11 protein-coding genes are annotated in these 14776 nt (G+C 58.4%); all 11 read right to left on the bottom strand.

All coding sequences use genetic code 11. From position 1 onward, the window contains the following. Positions 1-8 precede the first annotated feature (8 nt). The 11 genes from C9422_RS06235 to mtnA all read right to left on the bottom strand — a co-directional run bounded on the left by C9422_RS06235 (position 9) and on the right by mtnA (position 14775). Positions 9-1049, bottom strand: coding sequence for an LPS O-antigen chain length determinant protein WzzB (locus tag C9422_RS06235; protein ID WP_116580027.1), 1041 nt, complete (start codon positions 1047-1049; stop codon positions 9-11). A gap of 406 nt (positions 1050-1455) precedes the next feature. Next, entirely contained in the window at positions 1456-1770 is a 315-nt protein-coding gene (gene ihfB / locus C9422_RS06225) for an integration host factor subunit beta (protein ID WP_104448966.1), read from the bottom strand. Positions 1771-1920: 150 nt separating this feature from the next. Beyond that, on the bottom strand, positions 1921-2202 hold the full coding sequence (locus C9422_RS06220) for a hypothetical protein (RefSeq protein WP_116580025.1): 282 nt from the start codon (positions 2200-2202) through the stop codon (positions 1921-1923). A 207-nt stretch (positions 2203-2409) separates the two neighbouring features. Beyond that, positions 2410-4101 carry a 30S ribosomal protein S1 gene (gene rpsA / locus C9422_RS06215; protein ID WP_007973639.1) on the bottom strand — a complete coding sequence of 564 codons (1692 nt, stop codon included), beginning with the start codon at positions 4099-4101 and terminating at the stop codon, positions 2410-2412. 120 nt (positions 4102-4221) lie between these two features. Further along, positions 4222-4911: a (d)CMP kinase gene (cmk, locus tag C9422_RS06210; protein WP_007973641.1), complete on the bottom strand. Its 690-nt coding sequence runs from the start codon at positions 4909-4911 to the stop codon at positions 4222-4224. Beyond that, on the bottom strand, positions 4908-7115 hold the full coding sequence (locus tag C9422_RS06205; protein WP_240628981.1) for a bifunctional prephenate dehydrogenase/3-phosphoshikimate 1-carboxyvinyltransferase: 2208 nt from the start codon (positions 7113-7115) through the stop codon (positions 4908-4910). Before C9422_RS06205 ends, cmk begins: the two co-directional genes overlap by 4 nt. 28 nt (positions 7116-7143) lie before the next feature. After that, on the bottom strand, positions 7144-8256 hold the full coding sequence (gene hisC, locus C9422_RS06200; RefSeq protein ID WP_116580024.1) for a histidinol-phosphate transaminase: 1113 nt from the start codon (positions 8254-8256) through the stop codon (positions 7144-7146). A 12-nt stretch (positions 8257-8268) separates the two neighbouring features. Beyond that, complete coding sequence (pheA, locus tag C9422_RS06195; RefSeq protein ID WP_007939916.1) at positions 8269-9363, bottom strand: prephenate dehydratase; 1095 nt, start codon at positions 9361-9363, stop codon at positions 8269-8271. Then, entirely contained in the window at positions 9363-10448 is a 1086-nt protein-coding gene (gene serC, locus C9422_RS06190; RefSeq protein WP_116580130.1) for a 3-phosphoserine/phosphohydroxythreonine transaminase, read from the bottom strand. The genes pheA and serC overlap by 1 nt, the downstream gene beginning before the upstream one ends. Before the next feature lie 203 nt (positions 10449-10651). Next, positions 10652-13306 carry a DNA gyrase subunit A gene (gene gyrA, locus C9422_RS06185; RefSeq protein WP_007973648.1) on the bottom strand — a complete coding sequence of 885 codons (2655 nt, stop codon included), beginning with the start codon at positions 13304-13306 and terminating at the stop codon, positions 10652-10654. Between the two features lie 392 nt (positions 13307-13698). Then, on the bottom strand, positions 13699-14775 hold the full coding sequence (gene mtnA, locus C9422_RS06180) for an S-methyl-5-thioribose-1-phosphate isomerase (RefSeq protein ID WP_116580023.1): 1077 nt from the start codon (positions 14773-14775) through the stop codon (positions 13699-13701). Position 14776 lies beyond the last annotated feature (1 nt).

Raw genomic sequence — 14776 nt, 5'->3', positions numbered from 1 at the left:
AAACTCAGCTATTCCGACCTCACGACAAACAGACCACGAAGCAATACGAAAGCAATACCTGTTATCAGGCCAACAATAGTACCCAATACAAGAATCAGAGCCTTGTGAGGCTTCACCGGGCTATCTGGCAACTCCACGACACCGTCTTGCCGATAGACAGATACCACCGCTGGCTCTGTTTTCAACCCCTTGAAGAAGCTGTATCGATCCTGAAGATCACGCAAGTTATCGGTAAAAGGATCATCGGACACGCGAGCCTGTAAATTTTCAATTTCCGCCTTGAGCGCTTTCGAGCCACGCATGTACGTCAGCTGACCAGCCTCCCCACCTGCTATGACCGACTGACTCACCGTGATTGCCGGTGGTTTCTCCAGACCAATTGACTCGGCGATCCGCAGCGCCTCACTCAACCTGGCAATGGAATCTTCTCTGGCCTTGCTGCTTTTCTCTCTGGCGGAACTTATCTGCTGCTCCAAATTGCGAGCCCTGACCTCAGACTCAATTGAAACGTTCTTGATCATTTCTTTCTTGGCCAATTCACCAGCCTGAACCACGTATTCAGCAACCCACTCTTTGGCCTTCACAGGATTGGTGGTCTGTACGACAACCGAATACCTGTCAGAGTTTTCCCTGAGCGGCGGAACCACACGCAGCACCTCGGAAAATTTCGAATACAGAACATCCCGGGATTTTTTTTGCTCCTCCGAGGATAAACTCGGGACATAAACCTTGCTAAAAAAATCCAGACGAAGAGACTCTGCCTGCAAATATCGAGTGTAAATATCATAGACATCCTTAACCGTGTAAGGAACTAACTCTGACTCTTTCATTCGACCGTAGTTAAAGTTGGATATATCACTCTGAGACGGCGGAATAACAAAAGCTTTCGCCTCATAGACAGGAGAGACCAGGAAAGCATAGCTCGCCGCCAGGGCAGCCCCTAAAACAGCAAAACCGACAACAACCAGTTTCTGCCTTAAAAGTGCACGAACAAATTTTTGAAACTCGAAATCTTCCAACCCACTATCTTTTTTTGAATCAACACGCATATATTGTTAGCCTTATTCACTTAAGCGCTTGCGTTAAATACATAAACCAGACCACTAGAGACGAATCAACGTAAACCGAGCAGAAGAAGGAGCCCCCTCCTTTCCCTCAACTCACGCTAAATACTTTATTACATCTACAAACGCGCAGACTAACAACACCAGGCAAAATCAATCCCCGGCCTATCGTCCACGCCTCTTCCCCAGAAAATGAGCCACCACGACCCCTCCCCCAAAAATCATCCCCATCAGGAACGAAGCAACTCCAAACATCGAGATCTGTAGCTGAGGTGACGAAAAACCGAAGAAGGAAACAACAACAAGCTGCTGGTTTTCCAGCACGAACAGCAGGCTTGTAATTGATATTAACAAGACTAGCCCAGTGATCATGAATCGCTTGATGCGACTCTTATCTCGCCAACTCATCGCCACCTAAACCCTCCTCTTCCTCATTTACACGATCACGCAATTCTTTACCCGGTTTGAAATGCGGGACGAATTTTCCGTCGAGACTGACAGACTGCCCGGTTTTCGGATTACGACCAACCCGTGGAGCGCGGTAGTGCAGAGAGAAGCTGCCAAACCCCCGGATCTCGATACGATCTCCAGTAGCCAGACATTGGGACATTTGCTCAAGCATGGTCTTGATGGCCAGCTCCACATCCTTGGATGAGAGCAGCCCTTGATGGGTGACAATTCGTTCGATCAACTCCGACTTCGTCATATTTTTCCCTTCTTTTTCAAGCAGCTAGATCAGCGCTCCAAAGGTTTTAGCACGCCGGCATGATTTTGAACAGCCCGAGTTTTGCCATACATCCCACCACCCCGGAACGCCTGATTCCTGGACAGGGGAGGCCTCCGAGCCATCACTGCATCATTGGCAAATCACCAGCATCGTGCGCGTCAGGAAACCTGCGGGATTGAAGCCAAAGGGGAAGCCCTCTTCCTCTTCCTTGACATCGTCAGACCTCGCCACCACCTTATAGCCCGCCCCCCTGCACTCCTTGGCCGCGCGTTTGTAACATTTATCCCATTTCGAGCCGAGCCCCGAACAATCAACCTCAATGCCGCTCACCCCGCGCACTGCGTGAGTCTTGGCATTGGTGGTACAACCCGCTAGCGCCAGCACTGCTACTGCGACAATTAGCTTGTTCATTCACGTCCTTTTGCCAGATAACCCAATGGGTAATCATTAGTCTCAGGCTAAAGACTAGCCGCAAATAAGCACTTGATCCGAATAAACAATCAGACATTTTTTCGGCGTCTTTGGTTCACCAGCCGAACAGCCAAGGCCAGGCCCCCAACAAATTTCAGACAAAAAAAAGGGCGACCGAAGTCGCCCTTTTTTACAGAAAGTCAGAACTTAGTTCTGCTTTTCCATTTGTGCACGCAGCAGGTCACCCAGAGTGGTGGCCACAGGAGCATCAGTAGCTACTGGCTTGTCGCGCAGGCTCTGGATTGCTTCTTTCTCGTCTTCAACGTCTTTCGACTTGATCGAGAGCTGGATTACACGGCTCTTGCGGTCAACGCTGATGATCTTGGCTTCTACTTCTTCGCCTTCTTTCAGAACGTTGCGCGCGTCTTCAACGCGGTCACGGCTGATTTCGGAGGCTTTCAGAGTCGCTTCGATATCGTCGGCCAGAGTGATGATGGCGCCTTTAGCGTCAACTTCCTTCACGATGCCTTTAACGATGGCGCCTTTGTCGTTCTCTTGAACGTACTCGGAGAACGGATCGCTTTCCAGTTGCTTGATACCCAGGGAGATGCGCTCGCGCTCTGGGTCAACCGACAGGATAACGGTGTCCAGCTCGTCGCCCTTCTTGAAGCGGCGTACGGCTTCTTCGCCCACTTCGTTCCAGGAGATGTCGGACAGGTGAACCAGACCGTCGATGCCGCCGTCCAGACCAATGAAGATACCGAAATCGGTGATCGACTTGATGGTGCCGGAGATTTTATCGCCCTTGTTGAACTGGCCAGAGAAATCTTCCCATGGGTTGGATTTGCACTGCTTGATGCCCAGGGAGATACGACGACGCTCTTCGTCGATGTCCAGAACCATGACTTCCACTTCGTCGCCGACTTGTACGACTTTCGAAGGGTGGATGTTCTTGTTGGTCCAGTCCATTTCGGAAACGTGTACCAGACCTTCAACGCCTTCTTCCAGCTCAGCGAAGCAGCCGTAGTCGGTCAGGTTGGTTACACGCGCGGTAACGCGAGTGCTTTCTGGGTAACGGGCTTTGATAGCAACCCATGGATCTTCGCCCAGCTGCTTCAGGCCCAGGGAAACACGATTGCGCTCGCGATCGTACTTCAGAACCTTGACATCGATCTCGTCGCCAACGTTGACGATTTCGGAAGGATGCTTGATACGCTTCCAAGCCATGTCGGTAATGTGCAGCAGGCCATCGACGCCACCCAGATCGACGAATGCGCCGTAATCGGTGAGGTTCTTGACGATACCTTTGACTTGTTGGCCTTCCTGCAGGGATTCCAGCAGAGCTTCGCGCTCGGCGGAGTTCTCGGCTTCCAGGACGCTGCGACGGGAAACGACAACGTTGTTGCGCTTCTGGTCCAGCTTGATGACCTTGAATTCCAGCTCTTTGCCTTCCAGGTGCGTGGTGTCGCGCACTGGACGGACGTCAACCAGAGAACCTGGCAGGAACGCACGGATGCCGTTAACGTCGACAGTGAAGCCGCCTTTAACCTTACCGTTGATAACGCCCTTGACCACTTCTTCGGCTGCGAAGGCTGCTTCCAGAACAATCCAGCATTCAGCGCGCTTGGCTTTTTCACGGGACAGCTTGGTTTCGCCAAAGCCGTCTTCAACCGAGTCCAGAGCAACGTGAACTTCGTCACCGACGTTGATGTTCAGTTCGCCAGCGTCGTTGTAGAACTGCTCAAGCGGGATGAGTGCTTCAGACTTCAGGCCAGCGTGAACGGTTACCCAGCGAGCCTGGTAATCGATATCAACGATAACACCGGTGATGATGGAGCCTGCCTGAAGGTTCAGGGTTTTTAGGCTTTCTTCAAAGAGTTCCGCAAAGCTTTCGCTCATTTTAATTCCTGTTGATGAGGGCGAAGAAAACGCCCATCTCCACACCCCAGACGGTGTGGGTTAGTTTCATTTAAAAGAAGCCACCGCAGGACTATGACTGGTCCCCTGCGGCCCTCTTGGTCACCCGGCGATATCGCGAATGGCGATCTCGCTCATGATGCGTTCCAGCACCTGGTCGATGGACAATTCCGTGGAATCCAGCTGTATGGCGTCAGCCGCCGGTTTGAGCGGGGCTACCGCTCGCTGGGTGTCACGCTCATCGCGCGCACGTATCTCATCTAGCAGACTCGACAGACTAACACCCTCGACTTTGCCCTTCAACTGCAAATATCGACGGCGCGCCCTCTCCTCGGCACTGGCGGTCAGAAAAATCTTCAGCGGCGCATCAGGAAAAACCACCGTTCCCATGTCGCGCCCATCCGCCACCAGGCCCGGCGCTTCCTGAAAAGCACGCTGGCGCTGCAGCAGCGCCTCGCGTACAGCGGGCAACGCAGCCACCTGGGAAGCGCCGGAACCGACGCTTTCGGTGCGAATGACATCGCTGACTTCATCACCTTCCAGGATGATGCGTTGCAGCTGACCGTCCGTCGCCGCGATGAACTGCACGTCCAGATGAGCGGCAAGTTTCTTCAGCAGCTCCTCATTGGTCAGGTCGACACCATGGTTATGCGCGGCGAAAGCCAGCAGGCGGTACAGAGCACCGGAATCCAGCAGGTTCCAGCCCAGGCGCTTGGCCAGAATCCCGGCTACCGTGCCCTTGCCCGAACCGCTGGGCCCATCGATGGTGATGACCGGTGCAATGTTGTTCACGACTGCGCCTCTTGTGCCACACGAATACCGACCTGTGCGCACAGCGCCAGGAAGTTCGGGAACGACGTCGCGACGTTGGCGCAATCATGAATGCGGATCGGCGCACTGGCGCGCAGCGAAGCAACGCTGAACGCCATGGCGATACGGTGGTCACCATGACCGTGCACTTCACCGCCGCCGATCTGGCCGCCGTCGATGATGATGCCGTCCGGGGTCGGTTCGCATTTGACGCCCAGTGCCAGCAGACCGTCCGCCATGACCTGGATGCGATCCGATTCCTTGACCCGTAGCTCTTCGGCGCCGGTCAGCACGGTGCGCCCTTCGGCACAGGCAGCGGCCACGAACAGCACCGGGAATTCGTCGATGGCCAATGGAACCAGCTCTTCGGGAATCTCGATACCTTTCAGTTTAGCTGCCCGCACACGCAGGTCAGCCACGGGTTCGCCGCCGACTTCACGCTGGTTTTCCAGGGTGATGTCCGCACCCATCAGGCGCAGGATGTCGATCACGCCGGTACGGGTCGGATTGATGCCGACATGCTCGAGCACCAGGTCCGAACCTTCGGCGATCGATGCTGCCACCAGGAAGAACGCCGACGACGAAATGTCGCCCGGCACTTCGATGTGGGTCGCGGCCAGCTTGCCACCGGACTCAACCGATGCCGTGGCACCGTCAACGCTCACCGGGTAGCCGAAACCGCGCAGCATGCGCTCGGTATGGTCGCGAGTCGGAGCTGGCTCGGTCACGGTGGTCTTACCTTCGGCATACAGACCAGCCAGCAGCAGGCAGGACTTAACCTGGGCGCTGGCCATCGGCATGGTGTAGGTCAGGCCCTTGAGCTTGTTGCCACCACGGATGGTCATCGGTGGACGACCTTCGGCGGCAGTCTCGATCACCGCGCCCATTTCACGCAGCGGATTGGCCACGCGATTCATCGGGCGCTTGGACAGCGAGGCGTCGCCGGTCAGGGTGCTGTCGAAGTTCTGGGCAGCCAGCAGGCCGGACAGCAGACGCATCGACGTACCGGAATTACCCAGGTAGATCGGGCCCGGCGCCGGCTTCAGGCCATGCAGGCCAACGCCGTGAATGGTCACGCGACCGTGGTGCGGGCCTTCGATGACCACGCCCATGTCACGGAACGCCTGCAAGGTCGCCAGGGCATCTTCACCCTCGAGGAAGCCTTCGACTTCGGTGACGCCTTCAGCGAGGGAACCGAGCATGATCGAACGGTGGGAAATCGATTTGTCACCCGGTACGCGAATCCGACCGGACAGGCGGCCACCAGGTTGAGCCAGGAAAATCAGATCGTTGGAATTCATAGCGTCCACATAGGCCCTGCGGGCCAGGATTTTACTGAAATGCTCGCGGGCAACCCGGGCGCGAGTGAAAACGCCCAACAATTGGTGCCCATCCCCTGCATCGACCGCGTCGCGCAAGGCGTCGAGATCGCTGCGAAATGTATCGAGTGTGCGCAGGACAGCTTCGCGGTTGGCGAGGAAGATGTCGTGCCACATGACCGGGTCGCTTCCGGCGATTCTTGTGAAATCGCGGAAACCGCCCGCAGCGTAACGGAAGATCTCAAGATTTTCATTGCGCTTGGCCAACGAATCGACCAGGCCGAACGCCAGCAAGTGCGGCAGATGACTGGTCGCAGCCAGTACTTCGTCGTGACGCTCGACCTGCATGTGCTCGACATCGGCACCCAGCGCGCGCCACAAACGGTCAACCACGGCCAAGGCTGCCGGATCGGTCTGATCCAGCGGCGTCAGGATCACCTTGTGCCGACGGAACAGTTCGGCATTGGAGGCCTCGACCCCACTCTGCTCGGAACCGGCAATCGGATGCCCCGGCACGAAGCATGGCGGCATCTTGCCAAATGCTTCGGTGGCAGCGCGTACAACGTTGCCCTTGGCGCTACCGACATCGGTCAGGATCGCCTGCCCCAGGTCCATGCCAGCCAGACGCGCGAGCACTTTCTCCATGGCCAGGATCGGCACTGCCAGCTGAATGACATCGGCGCCCTGACAAGCAACGCCCAGATCTTCCTCGCAGCGATCCACCACCCCCAACTCGACCGCGAGCTTGCGCGATTGTGGATCGAGATCGACCCCGACCACTTCGCGACACATCCCGCTTTCGCGCAAACCCTTGGCAAACGAACCGCCGATCAACCCCAGACCGACCACCACCAGGCGACCGATCATAGGTTCGGCAGATTGCAGTGCAGTGACATCAACCACGAGCCAGAACCTTGGTCAGCGCTTCCAGGAAGCGGCTGTTCTCTGCCGGCAGACCAATGGTGACACGCAGGTGATTCGGCATGCCGTAGTTGGCCACCGGGCGCACGATCACGCCTTCACGCAGCAAGCCCTGGAACACCGGGGCCGCCACCTGACCGAGGTCGACGCAGATGAAATTGCCCTTGGACGCAATCCAGCTCAGCCCCAGCTCACGGAAACCGGCTTCCAGTTGCTGCATGCCGGACTCGTTCAACTGACGGCTTTGCGCCAGATACTCGTCGTCCTTCAACGCCGCGCAGGCCGCGGCCAGGGCCAGGCTGTTGACGTTGAACGGCTGGCGCACACGGTTCAGCACGTCTGCGACTACCGCCGTGGACAAGCCATAACCCACGCGCAGTGCTGCCAGGCCATAGGCCTTGGAGAAGGTACGGGAAACCAGCAGGTTCGGATAAGCCGCCAGGAAGTCCAGGCCATCCGGCAGATCGCTACCTTCGGCGTACTCGATGTAAGCCTCGTCCAGTACGACCAGCACATGCTCCGGAACATCCTGCAGGAATTCGTCCAGTGCCTCGGCGTCGAACCAGGTCCCGGTCGGGTTGTTCGGGTTGGCGATGAAGACCACGCGGGTATTGGCGTCGATGGCTGCCAGCATTGCAGGCAGGTCATGCCCCCAATCCCTGGCCGGAACCACCTTGGCCTGCGCACCGACCGCCTGAGTGGCAATCGGGTAGACAGCGAACGCATGCTCGCTGAACACGGCGTTCAGGCCCGGTGCCAGATAGGCACGCGCGACCAGTTCCAGGATGTCGTTGGAACCATTGCCCAGCGTAACCTGATCAAGTTCGACGCGGCACTGCTCGGCCAACAGGCTCTTGAGCGCAAAGCCGTTGCCGTCCGGATAACGGGTCAGCTCGGCCAGCGCATCGCGGATGGCCGCCAACGCCTTGGGGCCGGGGCCCAGCGGGTTTTCGTTGCTCGCCAGCTTGATGATGCTGGCTGGATCGAGGTCCAGCTCGCGAGCCAGTTCGTCCACGGGCTTGCCCGGAACGTAAGGCGAAAGTTGTTGCACGCCCGGCTGTGCCAGAGCGAGGAAATTGCCACTCATTTGCTACCGCCCTTAGAGAACTGCTTTCGGGTAGGAACCCAGCACTTTGAGTGCCACTGCTTCCTGACTGATTTTTTCCAGCACACCTTTTACCAGCGGATCGCGGTGGTGGCCGACAAAATCGATGAAGAACACGTAGGTCCATTTGCCGCTGCGCGACGGACGGGTCTCGATTCGCGTCAGGTCGATGCCATTGTCGTGGAACGGCACCAGCAACTCATGAAGCGCACCCGGCTTGTTGCTCATCGAGACGATGATCGAGGTCTTGTCGTCGCCGGTCGGCGGCACTTCCTGGTTACCGATCATGAGGAAGCGCGTGGAGTTGTCCGGGCGATCCTCGATTTTTTCGGCCAGACGGGTCAAGCCGTAGAGGCCGGCCGCCATGTCACCGGCAATCGCCGCCGAATTCCACTCGCCCTTGACCCGTTTGGCCGCTTCGGCGTTGCTGGACACCGCCACGCGCTCGACATTCGGGTAATGGGCATCCAGCCACTTGCGGCACTGGGCCAGGGACTGGGCGTGGGAGTAGATGCGGCTGATGCTGTCGGTCTTGGTGTTTTCACCGACCAGCAGGTGATGGTGGATACGCAGCTCGACTTCGCCACAGATCACCATGTCATGTTCGAGGAAGCTGTCGAGGGTGTGGTTGACCGCGCCTTCGGTGGAGTTTTCCACCGGCACCACGCCAAAGTTCACCGCCCCGGCCGCCACTTCACGGAACACTTCGTCGATCGCCGCCATCGGCTTGCTGATCACCGCGTGACCGAAGTGCTTCATGGCCGCCGCCTGGGTGAAGGTACCCTCAGGGCCGAGATAAGCCACTTTCAACGGCTGCTCGAGTGCCAGGCAGGAAGACATGATTTCGCGGAACAGCCGCGCCATCTCTTCGTTGCCCAGCGGCCCCTGGTTACGCTCCATGACACGCTTGAGCACCTGAGCCTCACGCTCAGGACGATAGAACACCGGCACTTCGCCTTCGGCCAGCGAGGCCATCTTTACTCGCGCGACTTCCTGGGCGCAGCGCGCACGCTCACTGATCAGTTCCAGGACCTTTTCGTCCAGGGCATCAATGCGCAGGCGCAGTGCCTTGAGTTCTTGCTCAGACATTAGCCGTGTTCCTTCTCGAACTCTGCCATGTACGAAACCAGCGCGTTGACGGCGTTGATGTCGACGGCGTTATAGATGGAGGCGCGCATGCCGCCCACGGAGCGGTGCCCCTTGAGGTTCAACAGGCCGCGCTCGTCGGCACCGGCCAGGAACGGCTTGTCCAGACGATCGTCGGCCAGGCGGAACGGCACGTTCATCCATGAGCGATCCGACTTGTTGATCGGGTTGCTGTACAGGCCGCTGGCATCGATGAAGCTGTACAGCGTGCGCTGCTTGACTTCGTTGAGCTTGCCGATGGCCTCGACGCCGCCCTGCTCTTTCAGCCACTCGAACACCAGGCCGGACAAGTACCAGGCCAGGGTCGGCGGGGTGTTGTACATCGAGCCGTTGTCGGCCGCGACCTTGTAATCGAGCATGGTCGGGCACAGGGAGCGGGCCTTGCCGAGCAGGTCTTCGCGAACGATGTTGACGACGATACCGCTCGGGCCGATGTTTTTCTGGGCACCGGCGTAGATCATGCCGAAACGCGAAACATCCACCGGGCGCGACAGGATGTCCGAAGACATGTCGGCCACCAGCGGAACGTCACCGGTCTCGGGAATCCACTGGAACTCCAGGCCACCGATGGTTTCGTTCGGCGCGTAGTGAACGTAGGCCGCGTCTTTCGACAGCTTCCACTCGTTCTGACCGGGAATGGCGAAATAGTCGTAGGGTTTGGCGGTGCCAGCAACGTTGACGCGGCCGTAGCGCGAAGCTTCTTCGATGGCCTTCTGCGACCAGATACCGGTGTCGATATAGTCGGCCGAGCCGTTTTCCGGCAGCAGGTTCAGAGGAATCTGCGCGAATTGCTGGCTGGCGCCACCTTGCAGGAACAGCACTTTATAGTTCGAGGGGATATTCAGCAGATCACGCAGATCCTGCTCGGCCTTGGTCGCGATGGACACGAACTCATCACTGCGATGGCTCATTTCCATGACCGACAGACCCTTGCCGTGCCAGTCGAGGAGTTCACCCTGGGCGCGCTGCAGGACAGCTTCGGGAAGCGCCGCAGGACCGGCACAGAAGTTATAGGCTCTCTTGCTCACATCCAATCTCGCTCTGATTTCAATCAATCTATTTGATCTGTAGGCGCTGTCGAGCGAAGCGAGGCTGCGATCTTTTGATCTTTATTCCTGAAGGCAAGATCAAAAGATCGCAGCCTCGCTTCGCTCGACAGCTCCTACATGAGAACAATTCGACAATTCAAACAACAAGGGGGCGAATTTTCATCCGCCCCCTGCTTACCCGCTTATTCCTGTGGTTCTTCGTCAGCAGCGGCGTCGAGTTGCTGGTCTTCAACGGCATCGTCGATCACGACTTCACCATCGAACACCGCACCCTCTTCACCTTCCAGCTCTTCACCTTCGATTTCCGAAGGTTCCTGGACCCGCTCCAGTCCGACCAGGGTTTCATCCTTGGCCAGTTTGATCAGGGTCACGCCCTGGGTGTTACGACCCAGGCTGGACACTTCGTCGACACGGGTACGCACCAGGGTGCCCTGGTCGGAAATCAGCATGATTTCCTCGCCGTCGAGCACCTGGACGGCGCCGACCAGGCGGCCGTTACGCTCGTTGCTGACCATGGCGATAACGCCCTGACCGCCACGCTTGTACTCAGGGAACTCGGTGATCGCCGTGCGCTTGCCAAAACCACGCTCGGAAGCGGTGAGGATCTGGCTGCCTTCTTCCGGGATCAGCATGGAAATCAGCTTCTGGCCTTCCGGCAGGCGCATGCCGCGCACACCGCGGGCGGTACGGCCCATGGCGCGAACGTCGGACTCCTTGAAGCGGGTGACCTTGCCGCCGTCGGAGAACAGCATCACTTCACGCTCGCCATCGGTAATGGCGGCGGAGATCAGCACGTCGCCTTCATCCAGCTCCAGCGCGATCAGGCCGACGCTGCGCTGACGGCTGAAGGATTCCAGCGGGGTCTTCTTCACGGTGCCGTTGGCGGTGGCCATGAAGATGTAGTGACCTTCGGTGTACTCCTCGACCGGCAACATGGTGGTGATGTATTCACCGTCATCCAGCGGCAGCAGGTTGACCAGCGGACGACCACGGGCCGCGCGGGACGCCTCAGGGATTTCGTAGGTTTTCAGCCAGTACACCTTGCCCTTGCTCGAGAACAGCAGCAGCGTGGTGTGGCTGTTGGCAACCAGCAGGTGAGCGATGTAGTCCTCATCCTTGACGCCGGTCGCCGACTTGCCTTTACCGCCACGACGCTGGGCCTGGTACGCAGCCAATGGCTGGGTCTTGGCATAGCCGCCGTGGGAAATGGTCACGACACGCTCTTCTTCCGGGATCATGTCACCCAGGGTCAGGTCGAGACGGGCATCGAGGATCTCGGTGCGACGCACGTCGCCGTATTCGGCGCGAATCACTTCCAGTTCTTCGCGGATCACTTCCATCAGGCGCGTGGCGCTGTTGAGGATGCGGATCAGCTCGCCGATCTGGTTCAGGATCTCTTGATACTCGGCCAGCAGTTTTTCGTGTTCCAGACCGGTCAGGCGGTGCAGACGCAATTCCAGGATGGCTTGCGCCTGTTCCGGCGACAGGAAGTACTTGCCGTCACGCAGGCCGTATTGCGGATCGAGGTTTTCCGGACGGCACGAATCGGCGCCAGCACGCTCGACCATCGCCACCACGGCCGAGGACTCCCAAGGGGTGCTGACCAGCGCTTCCTTGGCTTCCGACGGCGTTGGCGAGGCCTTGATCAGGGCAATGACCGGGTCGATGTTCGACAGGGCAACCGCTTGACCTTCAAGGATGTGACCACGCTCGCGGGCCTTGCGCAGTTCGAACACGGTACGGCGAGTGACGACTTCGCGACGGTGACGCACGAAGGCTTCCAGCAGGTCCTTGAGGTTCAGGATCCGCGGACGGCCGTCGATCAGCGCGACGATGTTGATGCCGAACACCGCTTGCAGCTGGGTCTGGGCGTAGAGGTTGTTGAGGATCACCTCAGGCACTTCGCCACGACGCAGCTCGATCACGACGCGCATACCGTCCTTGTCGGACTCGTCGCGCAGTTCGGTGATGCCTTCGAGCTTCTTCTCTTTTACCAGCTCGGCGATCTTCTCGATCAGACGCGCCTTGTTCAACTGGTAAGGGAGTTCGGTGATGACGATCTGCTGCCGGCCACCGACCTTGTCGATGTCTTCGATCATCGAGCGGGCGCGCATGTAAATGCGGCCACGGCCAGTGCGATAGGCTTCGATGATGCCGGCGCGACCGTTGATGATCGCAGCGGTCGGGAAGTCCGGACCGGGGATGTATTGCATCAGCTCGTCGACAGTCAGCTCGGGATTGTCGATGAGCGCCAGGCAACCGTCGATGACTTCACCGAGGTTGTGCGGCGGAATGTTGGTCGCCATGCCCACGGCGATACCGCTGGAACCGTTGACCAGCAGGTTGGGAATACGGGTCGGCATGACCGCCGGGATCATTTCGGTGCCGTCGTAGTTCGGCACCCAGTCCACGGTTTCCTTATGCAGGTCGGCCAGCAGCTCGTGCGCCAGCTTGGTCATGCGTACTTCGGTGTATCGCATGGCCGCGGCGTTGTCGCCGTCCACCGAACCGAAGTTGCCCTGGCCGTCTACCAGCAGGTAGCGCAGGGAGAATGGCTGCGCCATCCGAACGATGGTGTCGTACACCGCGGTATCACCGTGCGGGTGATACTTACCGATCACGTCACCGACAACACGGGCAGATTTCTTGTACGGCTTGTTGAAGTCGTTGCCCAGCTCGCTCATCGCGAACAGCACGCGCCGGTGCACGGGCTTCAAGCCATCGCGCGCATCCGGCAGTGCCCGCCCGACAATTACGCTCATCGCGTAGTCGAGGTAGGACTGCTTCAGCTCGTCTTCGATATTGACCGGGAGGATTTCTTTGGCCAGTTCGCCCATGAGAAGCCTGATTCCTTTTTCTGGTGAAACTTCGTCAGGACCAACGAAGCTCGCCGCTGCAGGCTCGGTGCCATGCATTGGCTTACGACAAATCAACGAGTTATGCCATGGATCTGCGCAGTAAAGGTCACCCCGAAGGGTAACCATGGAAACCGCCGGATGTTATCACAAGAGCCGCCACGCACCTATCCCCCAGATGCGCATGGAGAGTAGTTAGTTGACCGGTGACAGGCTTGAAGGGGACGAGAGGGGCTTAGAGCTTCGATCAGCAAACAATCAAGCGCATTTTTCACTTGCAAACACGGACCTGTAGGAGCTGCCGCAGGCTGCGATCTTTTGATTTTGATTGTTAAAAAACAAGATCAAAAGATCGCAGCCTGCGGCAGCTCCTACTAGTGCAGGCGCTTGCGGCACATCAACTGCGCCATCTTCGCCGTGTCCGGGCGCTCGACGATGCCTTTTTCGGTAACGATCGCATCGATCAAGTCCGCTGGCGTCACGTCGAACACCGGGTTGAAGGCATGGACATCGGCCCCGACGCGCTTGCCACCGACTTCCAGCAACTCGCGACCATCACGCTCTTCAATCGGAATGTCGTCGCCACTGGCCAGGTTCATGTCGATGGTCGAACTCGGCGCCACCACCATGAAGCGCACACCGTGGTGCATGGCGTTGACGGCCAGTTGATAGGTGCCGATCTTGTTGGCCACATCGCCATTGGCGGTGATCCGGTCAGCGCCGACGATGACCCAGGTAGGGCCTTTGGTCTTCATGATATGCGCGGCGGCGGAGTCGACATTGAGGGTCACGGGAATGCCTTCATTGGCCAGTTCCCATGCAGTCAGCCGCGAGCCCTGCAGCCATGGGCGGGTTTCGTCGACATAGACCTGCTCGACCATCCCCTCGATGAATGCAGCGCGAATCACCCCCAGCGCCGTGCCAAAGCCGCCCGTGGCCAGTGCGCCGGTGTTGCAGTGGGTCAGGATCGCCTGGGCATTGCCCTGATGCTTGCGGATCAGGTCGACACCCAGTTGCGCCATGGTCAGGTTGGCTTCGCGATCACTTTCGTGAATGGCGATGGCCTCGGCCTCCAGCACCTCCAGCGGATCGGCATCGCCTTTCAGGCGATCAAGCCGGTCGTGCATGCGGCCCAGCGCCCAGAACAGGTTGACCGCCGTAGGACGAGAGTCGGCCAGCAGCATGAAATCCTCTTCCAGCGCCGCATACCAGTCGCCACCTTCGGCAATCCGGGCGCGGGCCGCGAGCACGATGCCATAAGCGGCGCTAATGCCGATGGCCGGCGCGCCACGCACCACCATCGAGCGAATGGCCTCGGCCACACCGGCTGCGCTGGTGTAGGCGATCCAGGTTTCCTCGAACGGCAAAATACGCTGATCCAGCAGATGGAGAGCGCCATCACGCCAATCGATGGCCTTTACCTTTTCCGCAGCCAACAGTCGATCGCGCATC

The organism is Pseudomonas sp. B1(2018), assembly GCF_003097365.1.
Taxonomy (GTDB): Bacteria; Pseudomonadota; Gammaproteobacteria; order Pseudomonadales; family Pseudomonadaceae; genus Aquipseudomonas; species Aquipseudomonas laurylsulfatiphila.
The sequence above is the reverse complement of the archived record's forward strand: the minus strand, read 5'-3'. Positions and strand labels throughout refer to the sequence as shown.